Here is a 12,924-nt window from a genome sequence, read left to right as displayed (position 1 = left end):
TCGTCCACTATGACGAAGTTCGGCGGCAAAACCTGTCTGATTACCGGGGCGGCCAGCGGTCTCGGCCGCAGCACGGCGCTCGCGGCCGCGGCCGAGGGCGCTGCCCTCGTTCTCACCGACATCGCCGAGGACGGCCTGCACCGGACCGCTGACGACGCGCGTGCGGCAGGAGCGACCGTTCACCTCGCCGCGACCGCCGACGTCAGCGACCATGACCAAGTGGTCGCGCTGGCGGCCGAGGTGCATGCCGAGGTCGGCAGCGTCGACATCGTCATGAACGTCGCGGGGATCGCGACCTGGGGCACCGTCGATCGCCTGACCCACGAACAGTGGCGGCGCACCATCGACATCGACCTGATGGGTCCGATTCACGTGATCGAGGAGTTCGTCCCGCCGATGATCGCGGCGGGACGCGGCGGCCACATCGTGAATGTATCCTCGGCCGCGGGCCTGTTCGGCCTGCCATGGCATGCGCCCTATAGCGCGGGAAAATTCGGTCTGCGCGGGGTGTCGGAGGTGCTCCGGTTCGACCTGCGCCGCCATGGCATCGGAGTGAGCCTGGTGTGCCCGGGGGCGATGGCTACACCGATGGTCGACCGCGTCGACATCGCGGGCGTGGATCCCACGGCCGACGCGGTGCGGCGCGGTATGTCACTGTTCATGCGGCACGCGGTCACACCGGAAGCGGCCGCGCGGGCGATCGTGCGCGGCGTCGAGCGCGACAAATATCTGGTCTTCACCTCGTCCGACATCCGCGTCGGCTTCTGGGCGCAGCGCTATATCCCGCCCGCGTACACCGTGGCGATGCGCGGTCTGAACTGGGCGATGACTCGCTACATCGATCAGAACGCCGCGGCCCGCGCACGCTGACGCTGCCGCGGACCTCGCACGGGAGGCGTGGCCGACACGCCCAAGCTCACCCTGCTCACGCTCTTCGTGAACCAAGATTCAGGTCAAGCTGGCGAACATCGGGCAGGGGGAGGAGGAGTGGCCGTCGAGGCGCAGGGAGCTGGACTTCCATGCCGTCGAGGCTGAACCTCACGGGTCGGGCCCGCCAGCTGGGTCAGCGCGGATCCTCCGAGGCATGAAAGACGGTGAGTGGCTTGGTGGCTGGACCTTCCAGCAGCGTGCCGTCGGGCGCGAACCGGGAGCCGTGCAGCGGGCAGTCCCAGGTGCGCTCGGCGTCGTTCCAGTGCACGATGCCGTACAGGTGCGGACACACCGCGGACAGTCTGGTGGTAGTGCCGTCGACCGTGCAGGTGGCGGTGGGCCGCAGTCCGTGTCGTTCGACAGAGCCGCCGCCTTCGGCCGGAACCTCGCCGTAGCTGGAGCCATTCACAACGACCCGCAGCCAGTCTGTCGAAAGATACCGGGCCACTGTGGAATTCACGCGGGCCGCGGCCGGGAGCGCTTTCAGTTCGTCCGGACGCCAGCTGGCGAACGCTCCGGCCCAGCGCGGTGGTTTGCCGGTGAGCCTTCCGGCCAGAGCGATGCTGGCCGCGACACCGTTGGTCATACCCCACTTGGCGTAGCCGGTGGCCACCAGGATGCGCTCCATACCGGGCAGCAGGGGTCCTGCGTAGGGCAGCTCGCCGACCGGAGCATAGTCCTGGGCCGACCACTGGTAGATCGGTTCGGCGGTGGGGAACCAGGTCTGCGTCCAACTCACCAGGTCGGCGGCCTTCGCGCGCGTCGAGCCGCCGCGGCCGACCACGTGGCCGTTGCCGCCGACCAGCAGCAGATCGCCCTCCGGCTCCGGGGCGTAGCGCAGCGACCGGGTGGGTTGTCCCGCGCTGATATACATGTCGTGCGGAATGGGTTCGTTCACGCGGAAAGCAGCCAGATACGAGCGCTGCGGCGTGAGTCTCGCGAAGAAGCCGCCGCGGTCCAGAATCGGTGTGCCCGTAGCGAGGACGACGGTGCCCGCGGCCAGGTCGCCATGCTCGGTCGTAATCACCAGGTCGCCATCTCGGTCGTGGTGCACCGCCCGGGCCAGCGTCGATTCGTAGATCGGCGCGGCGTGGGATTCGACCTCGGCGGCCAGCGCGGCCAACAGTTTCATCGGGTCGACCTGCGCCTGGTCCAGCAGCCGTACGGCGCCGTGGCTGGGGAACGGCAGGTCGAGTTCGTCGACCAGTTCAGTGGGCAACCCCGCCTTTTGCGTCGCGGCGTATTCGGCTCGCACCGCGGCCTTTTCGGCCTCGGTCTGCGCGTAGGTGAATGCCGACGCCCGCTGCACCGGCACCCCACGCTGAGCACAGAAGCGCAGCAACCACTCTTGCCCTTCGCGATTGGCGTCGACGTAGGCGCGGACGGTGCGGTCGGCATGGTGGCGCGCGATCTGCTGTGCGCGAGTTCCCTGGAGAAGGCTGATCTTTCCGGTGGTGGCGCCGGTAGTGCCCGTGCCGACACGCCGCCCTTCGACTACCGCCACCTGTATGCCACTCTGTGCGAGCAGCAACGCGGTCACCAGACCGGTGAGCCCGGCGCCGATCACGACGGTGTCGAAGCGCGATCCGGGCGTCAGCCGCAACCGCGCCGGCACCTGGGCATCATGCAACCACAATGACGTCATGGGTCCGGCATAGCCGGTACCGACGTGCTGAAACGCACTCGGCGAAATATGCGTATACGGCGGTTCCCGTCGAAGGTACTTCTGCTCATCCCGCCGTGTCGGCCGAATTCGGCGGTCGCAATTCAGAACCCTGACAGCGTGGGTCCTGATTGAGCCTATGTACCCCGGGTACGCGATCGATGTCCCTGGTAACCGATATTTCGGAGGTGGATATCGTGGCCGAACACGAGAGCGGACCCCGGGAAGGGCTCGAAGGCGCCGTGGAAGGCGTCAAGGGCAAGGTCAAGGAGGCCGCCGGAACGGTCTTCGGGAAGGACGATCTGCGGGCCGAGGGCGAGGCCCAGCAAGACAAGGCCGGATCTCAGCGCGAAGCCGCTCAGAAGGAGGCGGCCGCCGAGAAGGAGCGCGCCGAGGCGGCGGTCGATGAGAAGCGTCAGCGTGCCCACCAGAGCGGACGGCGGTAGTCCACGTCGGCGGTGACTGAGGGGTTGTCCGGCTTTTGCCAGACAACCCTTTATTCCGACCGGGCCGCCAAAAGAATTGCCCGGAGTACCGAATTACCCAGAGCGCGCCGCGGTGTGTAGGAGTGCGGCTTCGGTAGCCTCGTGTACGGCCAGCAAGCGCGCCAGCTCCTCTAGCGGTTCCCGAAGTTCGATGTCCGATGCGGACAGCATTTCATCGACTAATTCGCGCATTCTGCTGTGCTGCACGAGCAATAAATCGACGACGTTCTGGTGGTGGCGCGTCGTTGTACTCGTCATATTTTTGCCTTACTGTCCACGTGTTCCACTGCCGGTCGGAAGTGGCTGGCATCTCGGCGGCATTGGGCCGAAGGCCGGGCCGGATCAACGCGCGCCGCCTCCAGTCCCGGGCCGCGGCGCGACCAGCTATTTGGGCACGAGGACACCCGAGAGGTCAGCCTTGCGGATCGGCGTGTCCGGATTGGCCTGCGCTGAGCACATCAGTTCGATCGCCGCTACCGCGGCGTCGATGGTGCGATCCTCGCTCGGCGGCGCGTTGCCACTGCGTTCCTGCTCCAAGAATTTCGTGACCGTAATGCGCTGTTTGTCCGCGTCCTGGGCGACGAACTCGCTGCATTTTGTGTCGCCGCCGCGATTCACCGCCTTCTTCGCCTCGTCACCGCAACCGACCACGGCAGCAGTCGTGACCAGGCAAGCCGCTATGGCATGTGCCGCTCTCATCGGCCGAATCCCGCGAGGCCCGAGGCTAGATCCGGGATGTCGAGCGCCTCGAGCGCCTGCTGGCGCACATCCGGGCAATTCTGGGTGGTGATGGCGTCGACGACTGAGCGGTCTCGAACGACCGTGTCGTTCAGGCCTCCGTTGCGGGCGGCCCAATCGTGTACGGTGCCGTTGAAACTCACCTTGCCCACCGTGGGGCCTTGGTCGCGCCAGCGGTCGATTTCCGGACGGATCATGTCGCACAACTGTTTCGCGGCCTCGGGGGTGATCTCGTCGGTGTTGGGCACCTGCGACGAACTCGGCGTGGGCATCGTGATCGAAACAGTGGCATCGGTCGGGGAGGTGGGCAGGGAATCGACGTCCTTGTCATCCGCGCACCCGACCAAGACGGGTCCCGTCACTAGCACACCGGCGATCAGCAAGGCCCGCGTCGCACGGTAGCGATGGTGTGTCATGTCGTCTCCTCCGAATCGAAACCGCCGGCATCGCACAGCGTCACGATTTGGCATACCCCGCTCGACCGCGCCGAATCAGTGGCCGCCTGGATCGGTCAGCGCGCGTCCTTCGCGCGCCTTGACTTTTCGATGCTCGGCGATGATCAGGAATACGCCGGTGAGCAGACACACCGCGGCGACGATGCCTCCGATGATGGCCCAGCCTTCGAAGCCGTAGCCCGCGGCGGTCAAGGTGAGCGCGACGGTGACGACGCCGACCCCGACGAGGATCATCCCGGGCCAATTCCGAGCGTCTTCGATGGCTTCGCCCGCATGACTCCGGGCGGTTCTCGCGTGGTCCGGGAAGCTGTGCTCCCGGGGTAGGCCATGCCCGGCAGGGTCGTACCGCTGAGTGGGTTCATCGGGTCCGGGAAGCATGAGGATGTCCTTTCGTCCTGACTTCGAACGGGATGTTCGACCGGATACCCCGTTCGAAGCGGACCAACCGATGTCCGCAGGAGCCTTTCGGTGGCGGCCGCTGTCCAGTCTGGCCACCAGGACTGCTCACTTATCCGCCCTGTCCGTCGGCGATGTAGGTCAGCAGGCGGTCCCACCTCGCGACGAACTCGTCGATGCCGAAGTTGGCCTGCGCCCAATGCCGGGCGGCCTTCCCTGTCAGCTGGGCGAACATCGGTTCGTGCAGGAACTGCCGGATCGCCTCGGCGAGGATGCCCGGCTCGGTGGACACGACACCCGCCTCTGCCGGGATGGATGCCGAGGCCTCGGTGGTGCCGAGCGCCACGATCGGCATCCCGAGGTACATCGCCTCGATCACCGACATGCCCAGGGATGTCCAGCGTGGAACGTGCACGAAGACCCGCCGGCGGGCCAACTCGACGTGTAAGCGGTCCTGTGTGAAGTCGCCGACACCGCACACCCGTTGAGGATCGACCCGAAGTGCCTTGTGTAGACCCTCGGTGCCCATCCCGTAGACGTCGATCGGTGCGGCGCCGGACAGCGGATCGAGCAGATCAGTGCCGGTGATCCGCCAGCGCCGCACCGGCTCGTTGATGATTGTGGCGGCTCGCGGGAGTTCTCCGGTGTAGAGATGCCCTGGATCGAGCACGCCGTGCGGGATGACCGTGGTCGGGCACCGCCCGTTGTCCCACATCAGCCGATTGAAGTGGGTGACGTGCACGAGCTGGATATCGGTGCGGTCGGCCAGGACATGCCGGGTGAGCGCCGCGTGCTCGGGTGGCGTGTCGTGCTCGACGTAGATTGCGGGAAGGTCGGAGCCGGGGGACCGGCGCAGCCATTCCGAAACCAGGTCCAGTTCGTGCGGACGTTGCAGGACAACGACATCGATGTCTTCGTCGGCGAGGTCGGCTGGTGCGATCTCGATGGCATTGCCGGGCCAGTCGCGACCGCGGCGGCCCCGTGCCCAATCACCGAGTTCGGCGTCATACGGCAACAGATATCGGTGGCGCCCCTGTACGAACGAGGTCATCCAGAAGCCGTGCACATGCCAGACGAGGACGTTCAGAGATCTCGTTGCCCCGTTCGAATGAGTCGTCGGAGCTTCCATATCCGCCGAGTGCCCGCGCCACCACGTCCGAAACCCGGGCGCAGGCGAACGTGTACATGTGCCGGACCCGGGTACGCGGACAACGAGTGGCCGGACGGCCGGCGCACTCATTCCGTCACGAGGAGGAGGAACTCTGATGACAATCGCACGAGAGATCATGTCCGCGGACGTCCAATGTGTGCGTTCCAGCGACTCGGTCGTCACCGCGGCGCAACGGATGGCGGAGTTGAACGTGGGGGCGCTGCCGATCTGCGGCGAGGACGATCGGCTGAAAGGCATGCTGACCGACCGCGATATCGTGCTGAAGGTGGTCGCCGAACGTAAAGACCCGCTCGGGGTGGACGCGGGTGAACTCGCCGAAGGCGTGCCGGTGACCGTGGACGCGACCGACGACGTCCGCAAAGTCATGTCGGTGATGTCGCAGCATCAGGTACGGCGCGTACCGGTCCTGGAGAACCACCGTCTGGTCGGCATCATCGCGCAGGCCGACGTCGCGACATCGCTGGGCAACGCCGAGTCGGGTAGCACTGTTGAGGCGGTTTCGACCGACTTCTGATCCCGCTGCGCCGATCAGGCCCCGTCCGGATGCAGTTCGTAAACCGCGTACGCCGAACGGATCACCGGTTGGGCCACATTGCGCACCCGGATGCCGCCCGGGGTGGTGCCCCGTTCGGCGCCGGCGTGCGCATGGCCGTGCAATGCGAGATCGGCGCCGGCCGCGTCGATAGCCTCACCGAGCAGGTAGGAGCCGAGGAATGGGTATATCTCTCGCGGTTCACCGTGCAAGGTGTCACTGACGGGGGAGTAGTGCGTCAGCGCGATCGTGATGTCGGCGCCCGATTCGGCCAGGGCGCTGCTCAGCGATCCTGCGAGTTCCACAGTATGCGCGGCGAACTCGCGCATCAGGCGCTCGCCGAAAACGCTGGCGCATTTTCCGGCGAACCCACCGCCGAAGCCCTTGGTACCTGCGACGCCCAGACTGTGTCCGTCGATATCGAAGCGCGCCGCCGTTCCTTCCAGCACCGTGATGCCGTGCTCGGTCAGCAGGTTCACGATGTCTTGCTCGACATCACTGTGGTGGTCGTGGTTGCCGAGCACCGCGACGACCGGGACACCGATACCGCTGAACTCCGCCGCCACGACCTCGGCTTCCTCCAGTGTGCCGTGCCTGGTCAAGTCGCCGGCCAGCAGAAGGATGTCCGCACGCTCGGGCAGCTCCACCATCGCAGGCCGGTATTGACCGCGTGATTCCGCACCGAGGTGGACATCGCCGACTGCCGCGATTCGCATTCCGTTCAGCCCCTTCCGAGATCTTCGATGTCAGCGGGCGCGGCGAGGTGCGTGACGTGAACGTCGTTGTGGATCCGCACTTGCGGTAGCTGTTCGCGCACTATCGTTTCCAGTTGCTGTTTGATGCGCTCGCTGCTCACTTCGCCGCCGAGCACGACCACGTCGCCGCGGATCGTCACGTGCACGCCGAGTTCCGCGGTCCGCGGATCTTCGGCGAGAGCCCTGCGCAGATGGGCAACGAGGTACTGGGGCTGCTCCATTCAGTCCGCCTTCCTCCGCGTATCGGTGATGCCGAGGTCGTCGAGCAGACCGAGAAACGCCCTGGCGTAGGGTGACGCGGCGGTCTGCTCGCGCACTGCTGCCCAGTCCACCTGTTCGCGGACGTCACGGGCAGTGTGCAGCAGCGGGCTGAGGTCGAGCCGGTGCGCATCGAAGACCAGCATCTTGTCCACCATGAGATCGGTGCCGCTGATCACCGGCGCCGCTGCGGGCCCGATCCGCATCATGGTGGCGCGGTCGAGCAATTCGTCGGTCACTTCCCGGTTGTTCGGCCGGAAGATCACGTCGATCAGTACATCGCCGTCGTAGACCTTGCGCAGCCAATCCTCTGGCGGATCGCACACCCGCAATCCGCTGCGCGCCAACATGTGCACGGCCTGTGACACGTCCTCCGGTTTGACGAAGATATCCACATCGTGATGGCTGACCGGGCCGCCCCGCGCGTAAATCGCGCATCCACCCGCCACCGCGAACTTGATTCCGGCGCCGGACAGCGCGTTCACCGCGCGAGTCAGCGCGTGCAGCAGTTGGTCGATCGTCGCTGCCATGCTGCGGTGGTACCCGGGGAATGCTGGGTTAATCGTGCGCTGACCGGGTACGCGACTACTTACGAGGCGGACCGCCACGGGCTGAATCGGCGACCGCCCCGTATGTCGATTCGACAAGGAAGGAGCGCCGGGAAATGCCCAAGACAACTGCACGTGGTGACGCAAAGAAGTCCGAGTTGCCCAGCACGCTGCAACGGTCGGGGGACAAGGCGCAGCGGACCTTCGCCAAGGCACACGATTCCGCGTTGAAGGAATACGGCAGCGAAGAACGGGCACACCGCGTTGCCTACAGCGCGCTGAAGCACAGCTACGAAAAGGTCGGCGACCATTGGGAACCCAAAGCCAAGCGTGGACCCTCCGATGAGCGGGCCCAGAGCGGCGGGCCGAACGCGATGGGCGAGACAGCCGAGGGAGTGAACGCCAACGCGACCAAGAAGCATCTCCTCGACGTCGCGAGCCGGTTGCAGATCACCGGCCGGTGGAAGATGACCAAGGACGAACTCGTCTCGGCGATCGAGAAGCGCAATCGCCGGGAGACCGCCGGTGCGCGAAAGTGACGACCGCGCGAGTGAGGATGACGACTGGTATCGGCAGGCGCGCAGGGAAACTGAGGTAGAGCGGCTCGATCGCAACTGGAGCGATCTGGTGCAGGAACTGCGGGTTGTACAGACCGGGGTGCAGTTCCTCATCGGTGCGCTGCTGATCCTGCCGTTCCAGGCCCCGTTCGGTGAGCTCTCCCAGCCGCTGCGCTTGCTCTACCTCGCCACTGTCGGTGCAGCGATCGGCGCGACGGTGTTCTTGGTGGCCCCGGTCTCCTGGCATCGAATCCTGTTCCGGCGCCACCGTTTGGATAGCGTGGTGGCAGCGGCACACCGTTGCGCGCTCGCCGGTGTCGCGTTGCTCGGCCTCGCGCTCACCGGTGCGGTGATTCTGGTCGTCGCTGTGGTCGCGGGGACCGCCGAAGGAGTGTTCGCCGGCGCCGTCGTCGCGGCGCTTTTCCTTGCGATTTGGGTGGTCGCGCCGTGGCGGTGGCGCAGGGCCAGCATGCGGGTGGACCGCTGACACGCCTCACCGCGGGCAGCACCGCAGACGACGTCAACCGTGCCGAGCAAGTCCACTTCGATCACCCGCTCTCGATCGGAAGCCCGGACGGCTATTCCCCAATCCGTTCTCCGGCTTGCCCCGCTCGATGGTCAGAAGTGTGCCTCCTGCCTGCTACTCGGCGGTGGCCGCGGGCGGAGGCGCCTCCGGTGGTCACGACATTGCCGATTCCGACGAGAAGACATCACCCGCGTGCGAGGGTGCGGCGTGGTGGTAGGCGGTCAATGTTTCCATTGCGATCCGATCCCAGCCGTAGCGGCCAGCGGCACGCTGATATCCCGCGGCGCCCCAGGTGTCGCGCAGGGTTGCGTTGTCGAGCAACGGGCGCACGGCGCGGGCCACGGCGATCGGCTCGGGCGGCGCGACCAGACGTCCCGTCACCCCGTCGATCACCGTGTCGAGCATGCCGCCGACCGCGGTCGCGACCACCGGTTTGCGGCACGCCATCGCCTCCAGCGGCACCATCCCGAACGGCTCGTACGATGGCGTGCACAGCACTACGTCGGCGGAGCGATACCAGGACGGCAGCTCCGCGCGTGCGACCGGTCCGAGCAACCGAACCCGCTCTTGCACCCCGTAATCCACGGCAATCTGGCGCAGCCGTCGCGGTTCGCTGTCGTCGTCGGCGGGGCCGCCCGCGATCACCAATTCCGTGTCAGGCAGTTCCTGCAGTGCCTTGATCGAGGTGTCGAACCCCTTGCGCGGCACCAAGCGCCCCACAGCCAGCAGCCGATGCCGATGATCGCGTTCGACAGTGGACCCTTCGGGCGTGAACATCGAGAGGTCGACCCCACACGGCACGATAGAGGTCCGGATCCGTGGAACACCCATTCTGCCCAACTCGACTATCTCATCGGCGGAGGTGGCCAGGATGTGCGCCGCGCGCGCGGCGATCAGTCGCTCGAACCGGACGCGGGAGCGCGGGCTGGTATCGACCAGGCCCTGATAACGCCGCTTCACCGTGCCGAGTGCATGAAACGTGAGCACGACCGGGATATTGTGCGCCCGAGCCGCCAGCTCAGCAGCCAACCCCGACATCCAGAAGTGAGCGTGCACGATGTCGGGTTTCTCCACAATCCAGTGCCTCTGCAGGAAGGTACCGAATTCGCCAAGATACGGCAGAATCCGGTCTTTCCCGAGCGGCTTCGGAGGGCCCGCCGGTACATGGACGACCCGGTAGCCCGCCGCTGTGCGCAGCTCCTGCTCGTCTGTCGGATTGTCCCGTCGGGTGTAGACCGTGACCTCATGCCCCCGTCTGGCGCATGCCGCCGACAGTTCGGCGACATGGACATTCTGTCCGCCTACATCGACGCCACCGAACCGCCCCAAAGGGCTCGCATGTTCGGAAACCATGGCGATTTTCACGATTCGCTCCGTTCTCCTCCAGGGTGCGGCGCGGCGGGGAGCGACAGTGCGCGTTGCCACTCGGCCAAGTGGGAATGTGTGGATCCGATTTGTGCCGGATATGCCCTCGCGGTGCCGACCGAAACAATGCGCGGCGGCTAGCCGCGGCGTACCCGGCCCGGCCCGGCCGATCGGAATGGACGAGCGGCCGGGCAGCCGCGGAAGACGCGGAAGACGCGGAAGACGCGGAAGACGCGGAAGACGCGGAAGACGCGGAAGTTTGCCACGGCTGTATGCGGGCAGTCGACAACAAGACCGATTTCTTCCGCGCGCACGCGTGTGGAAAGCAGGAAGGAGCAATGGTGGGCGAGGCAACGAACGGTCGCGCCGATTCCGATTCCGATTCCGGTGCCGACGCCAAGCAGCGCCAGCTTGCCGAGTGCCGAGTCGACCGCGAGCAGGGCTATCTGACTACGCAGCAGGGTGTGCGGGTGGACAGCACAGACAATGCGCTTGGGGTGGGTCAACGTGGCCCGACGCTACTCGAGGATTTTCACGCCAGAGAGAAGATCACCCATTTCGACCATGAGCGCATACCTGAGCGAGTGGTGCACGCGAGAGGTGCGGGTGCCTACGGGTACTTCCAGCCGTACGACGATTCGCTGGCCGATGTGACGGCGGCGAAGTTCCTGACCAGCCCGGACATTCGAACTCCCGTGTTCGTTCGATTCTCGACGGTGGTCGGCTCCCGGGGCTCCGCGGACACGGTGCGCGACGTGCGCGGGTTCGCGACGAAGTTTTATACGGCGCAGGGGAATTACGATCTGGTCGGGAACAACTTCCCGGTCTTCTTCATTCAGGACGGCATCAAGTTCCCTGACTTCGTGCACGCGGTGAAGCCCGAGCCGCACAACGAAATTCCGCAAGCTTCCTCGGCGCACGACACGCTATGGGATTTCGTGGCGTTGCAGCCGGAGTCGCTGCACGCGATCATGTGGCTGATGTCGGACCGGGCGTTGCCGCGCAGCTATCGGATGATGCAAGGGTTCGGCGTGCACACGTTCCGATTCGTCGGTGACGAGGGCAGGGGCACCTTCGTCAAATTCCACTGGAAGCCGAGGCTGGGCGTGCACTCGCTGCTGTGGGACGAGTGTCAGCAGATCGCGGGCAGGGACCCCGATTTCAATCGGCGCGATCTGTGGGAGACCATCGAGGCGGGGCAGTTCCCGGAGTGGGAACTCGGTGTGCAGTTGGTACCCGAGGAGAACGAGTTCGACTTCGACTTCGACCTGCTCGATGCCACCAAGATCATTCCCGAGGAGCTGGTACCGGTCCGTCCGATCGGCGTCATGGTGCTGAACCGCAACCCCGACAACTTCTTCGCCGAAACCGAACAGGTGGCCTTCCATACCGCGAATATCGTGCCCGGTATCGACTTCACCAATGATCCGCTGCTGCAGATGCGCAACTTCTCCTACCTGGACACCCAGCTGATCCGGCTCGGCGGCCCCAACTTCGCGCAGCTGCCGATCAATCGCCCGGTCGCCGACGACCGCAACCACCAGCAGGACGGATTCGGCCAGCACGCGATCCCACAGGGCAGAGCAAGCTACACAAAGAACTCGCTCGGCGGCGGCTGTCCCGCGTTGGCGTCTTCGGAGGTGTTCCAGCACTACACCCAGCACGTGAGCGGCGAAAAGATGCGGCGGCGCGCCGACAGTTTCCAGGAGTACTACCGTCAGCCGCGCATGTTCTGGCGCAGCATGTCGCCGACCGAGGCCGAGCACATCGTCGAAGCGTTCGCTTTCGAACTGGGCAAGGTCGCCGTACCCGACATACGCAGCCAGGTGCTCGATCACTTGGCCCATGTGGACCCGGAATTGGCCGTGCGGGTCGCGGTCGAGTTGGGCATGTCCGCGCCGGCGAAGACGGAGGAGATCGAACCGACCATGACCTCGCCGGCGCTGTCGCAGAGCAACACGACCATGGACACCATCGCTACCCGGAAGATCGCCGTGCTGGTCGCCGACGGCGCCGACGCGGCGGGTGTGCGCGCCGTCGGCGCGGCACTCACCGAGCGGGGCGCGGTGGTAGAGGTCCTGGGGTTGCACGGCGGCGCAGTGCGCAACGACGACAGCGAAGGGTTCCCGGTCGACCGGTCCATCACCACCACCGCCTCGGTGCTCTACGACGCGGTCGTCGTCGCCGGCGGCCCGAGCGCGGCGGAGACTATTTCACGCAACGGCACCGCTGTGCACTTTCTTCTGGAGGCGTTCAAGCACGCGAAGCCGATCGCGGCGTTCGGCGCAGGCAGCTTGGTGCTGCGTGTGGCAGGCATCGCCGCCGACATGCCGCCGGACTCGGACCTCGCCACCTCCAATGGCGTAGTCGTGACCCCGACATCGGGCGGAAAAGTGGAGGCGACTTTCATCGACGCTTTCGCCGACGCGATCGCGAGTCACCGGATATGGCGCCGCTCCACAGCAGCAGTTCCCGCCTGAACCTATGACAGCAGTGCCGGACCATGACAGACTGAGAGGCAGGTTGAGACTACAGCCGACCCCGG

15 protein-coding genes are annotated in these 12,924 nt (G+C 65.9%); 6 read left to right on the top strand and 9 right to left on the bottom strand.

Annotated features, from left to right (window positions below):
* Positions 1–9 precede the first annotated feature (9 nt).
* Positions 10–870, top strand: coding sequence for an SDR family oxidoreductase (locus AB0H00_RS12090; RefSeq protein ID WP_357264864.1), 861 nt, complete (start codon positions 10–12; stop codon positions 868–870).
* A 193-nt stretch (positions 871–1,063) separates the two neighbouring features.
* Here the strand turns inward: AB0H00_RS12090 and AB0H00_RS12085 are convergent, their stop codons facing one another.
* Positions 1,064–2,575: an FAD-dependent oxidoreductase gene (locus AB0H00_RS12085; RefSeq protein ID WP_357264862.1), complete on the bottom strand. Its 1,512-nt coding sequence runs from the start codon at positions 2,573–2,575 to the stop codon at positions 1,064–1,066.
* A 215-nt stretch (positions 2,576–2,790) separates the two neighbouring features.
* Here AB0H00_RS12085 and AB0H00_RS12080 point away from each other — a divergent pair, with 215 nt between their 5' ends.
* Entirely contained in the window at positions 2,791–3,039 is a 249-nt protein-coding gene (locus AB0H00_RS12080; RefSeq protein ID WP_357265092.1) for a CsbD family protein, read from the top strand.
* 423 nt (positions 3,040–3,462) lie between these two features.
* Here the strand turns inward: AB0H00_RS12080 and AB0H00_RS12075 are convergent, their stop codons facing one another.
* The 4 genes from AB0H00_RS12075 to AB0H00_RS12060 form a co-directional block, all read right to left on the bottom strand.
* The gene (locus AB0H00_RS12075) at positions 3,463–3,777 is read right to left on the bottom strand and encodes a hypothetical protein (RefSeq protein WP_357264860.1); all 315 of its coding nucleotides are present in this window, start codon (positions 3,775–3,777) and stop codon (positions 3,463–3,465) included.
* Positions 3,774–4,232, bottom strand: a complete 459-nt coding sequence (locus AB0H00_RS12070) for a hypothetical protein (RefSeq protein ID WP_357264858.1) — start codon at positions 4,230–4,232, stop codon at positions 3,774–3,776. The genes AB0H00_RS12075 and AB0H00_RS12070 overlap by 4 nt, the downstream gene beginning before the upstream one ends.
* Before the next feature lie 75 nt (positions 4,233–4,307).
* On the bottom strand, positions 4,308–4,649 hold the full coding sequence (locus tag AB0H00_RS12065; protein ID WP_357264856.1) for a hypothetical protein: 342 nt from the start codon (positions 4,647–4,649) through the stop codon (positions 4,308–4,310).
* 130 nt (positions 4,650–4,779) lie between these two features.
* Entirely contained in the window at positions 4,780–5,718 is a 939-nt protein-coding gene (locus tag AB0H00_RS12060) for a glycosyltransferase (RefSeq protein WP_357264854.1), read from the bottom strand.
* Positions 5,719–5,932: 214 nt separating this feature from the next.
* On the opposite strand from AB0H00_RS12060, the gene AB0H00_RS12055 reads away from it, so the two are divergent.
* A complete protein-coding gene (locus AB0H00_RS12055) occupies positions 5,933–6,352 on the top strand; it encodes a CBS domain-containing protein (protein ID WP_357264852.1) in 420 nt (139 codons plus the stop codon).
* A gap of 14 nt (positions 6,353–6,366) precedes the next feature.
* Here AB0H00_RS12055 and AB0H00_RS12050 read toward each other — a convergent pair whose 3' ends face one another.
* The 3 genes from AB0H00_RS12050 to AB0H00_RS12040 are packed head-to-tail and all read right to left on the bottom strand — an operon-like array spanning position 6,367 to position 7,913.
* Positions 6,367–7,086 carry a metallophosphoesterase gene (locus AB0H00_RS12050; protein WP_357264850.1) on the bottom strand — a complete coding sequence of 240 codons (720 nt, stop codon included), beginning with the start codon at positions 7,084–7,086 and terminating at the stop codon, positions 6,367–6,369.
* Positions 7,087–7,091: 5 nt separating this feature from the next.
* A complete protein-coding gene (locus tag AB0H00_RS12045; protein ID WP_357264848.1) occupies positions 7,092–7,346 on the bottom strand; it encodes a BON domain-containing protein in 255 nt (84 codons plus the stop codon).
* Positions 7,347–7,913 (bottom strand): nucleotidyltransferase family protein, encoded by a 567-nt coding sequence (locus tag AB0H00_RS12040; protein ID WP_357264846.1) that lies wholly within the window; start codon positions 7,911–7,913, stop codon positions 7,347–7,349.
* Between the two features lie 134 nt (positions 7,914–8,047).
* On the opposite strand from AB0H00_RS12040, the gene AB0H00_RS12035 reads away from it, so the two are divergent.
* Both AB0H00_RS12035 and AB0H00_RS12030 read left to right on the top strand, forming a co-directional pair.
* On the top strand, positions 8,048–8,470 hold the full coding sequence (locus tag AB0H00_RS12035; protein WP_357264844.1) for a ChaB family protein: 423 nt from the start codon (positions 8,048–8,050) through the stop codon (positions 8,468–8,470).
* Positions 8,457–8,975 carry a DUF6328 family protein gene (locus tag AB0H00_RS12030; RefSeq protein WP_357264842.1) on the top strand — a complete coding sequence of 173 codons (519 nt, stop codon included), beginning with the start codon at positions 8,457–8,459 and terminating at the stop codon, positions 8,973–8,975. The genes AB0H00_RS12035 and AB0H00_RS12030 overlap by 14 nt, the downstream gene beginning before the upstream one ends.
* Positions 8,976–9,167: 192 nt before the next feature.
* Here the strand turns inward: AB0H00_RS12030 and AB0H00_RS12025 are convergent, their stop codons facing one another.
* Positions 9,168–10,379 carry a glycosyltransferase gene (locus AB0H00_RS12025; RefSeq protein ID WP_357264840.1) on the bottom strand — a complete coding sequence of 404 codons (1,212 nt, stop codon included), beginning with the start codon at positions 10,377–10,379 and terminating at the stop codon, positions 9,168–9,170.
* A 341-nt stretch (positions 10,380–10,720) separates the two neighbouring features.
* On the opposite strand from AB0H00_RS12025, the gene AB0H00_RS12020 reads away from it, so the two are divergent.
* The gene (locus tag AB0H00_RS12020) at positions 10,721–12,859 is read left to right on the top strand and encodes a catalase (protein ID WP_357264838.1); all 2,139 of its coding nucleotides are present in this window, start codon (positions 10,721–10,723) and stop codon (positions 12,857–12,859) included.
* Positions 12,860–12,924 lie beyond the last annotated feature (65 nt).

Source organism: Nocardia sp. NPDC023852 (genome assembly GCF_040639505.1).
GTDB lineage: Bacteria > Actinomycetota > Actinomycetes > Mycobacteriales > Mycobacteriaceae > Nocardia.
The sequence above is the reverse complement of the archived record's forward strand: the minus strand, read 5'-3'. Positions and strand labels throughout refer to the sequence as shown.

What these genes read in the sequence shown, in the direction of transcription:
- AB0H00_RS12070 (WP_357264858.1), bottom strand. Translation starts at nt 4,232, where the DNA reads ATGACACACCATCGCTACCGTGCGACGCGGGCCTTGCTGATCGCCGGT.
- AB0H00_RS12055 (WP_357264852.1), top strand. Translation starts at nt 5,933, where the DNA reads ATGACAATCGCACGAGAGATCATGTCCGCGGACGTCCAATGTGTGCGT.
- AB0H00_RS12050 (WP_357264850.1), bottom strand. Translation starts at nt 7,086, where the DNA reads ATGCGAATCGCGGCAGTCGGCGATGTCCACCTCGGTGCGGAATCACGC.
- AB0H00_RS12075 (WP_357264860.1), bottom strand. Translation starts at nt 3,777, where the DNA reads ATGAGAGCGGCACATGCCATAGCGGCTTGCCTGGTCACGACTGCTGCC.
- AB0H00_RS12090 (WP_357264864.1), top strand. Translation starts at nt 10, where the DNA reads ATGACGAAGTTCGGCGGCAAAACCTGTCTGATTACCGGGGCGGCCAGC.
- AB0H00_RS12045 (WP_357264848.1), bottom strand. Translation starts at nt 7,346, where the DNA reads ATGGAGCAGCCCCAGTACCTCGTTGCCCATCTGCGCAGGGCTCTCGCC.
- AB0H00_RS12065 (WP_357264856.1), bottom strand. Translation starts at nt 4,649, where the DNA reads ATGCTTCCCGGACCCGATGAACCCACTCAGCGGTACGACCCTGCCGGG.
- AB0H00_RS12060 (WP_357264854.1), bottom strand. Translation starts at nt 5,718, where the DNA reads ATGACCTCGTTCGTACAGGGGCGCCACCGATATCTGTTGCCGTATGAC.
- AB0H00_RS12085 (WP_357264862.1), bottom strand. Translation starts at nt 2,575, where the DNA reads ATGACGTCATTGTGGTTGCATGATGCCCAGGTGCCGGCGCGGTTGCGG.
- AB0H00_RS12040 (WP_357264846.1), bottom strand. Translation starts at nt 7,913, where the DNA reads ATGGCAGCGACGATCGACCAACTGCTGCACGCGCTGACTCGCGCGGTG.
- AB0H00_RS12035 (WP_357264844.1), top strand. Translation starts at nt 8,048, where the DNA reads ATGCCCAAGACAACTGCACGTGGTGACGCAAAGAAGTCCGAGTTGCCC.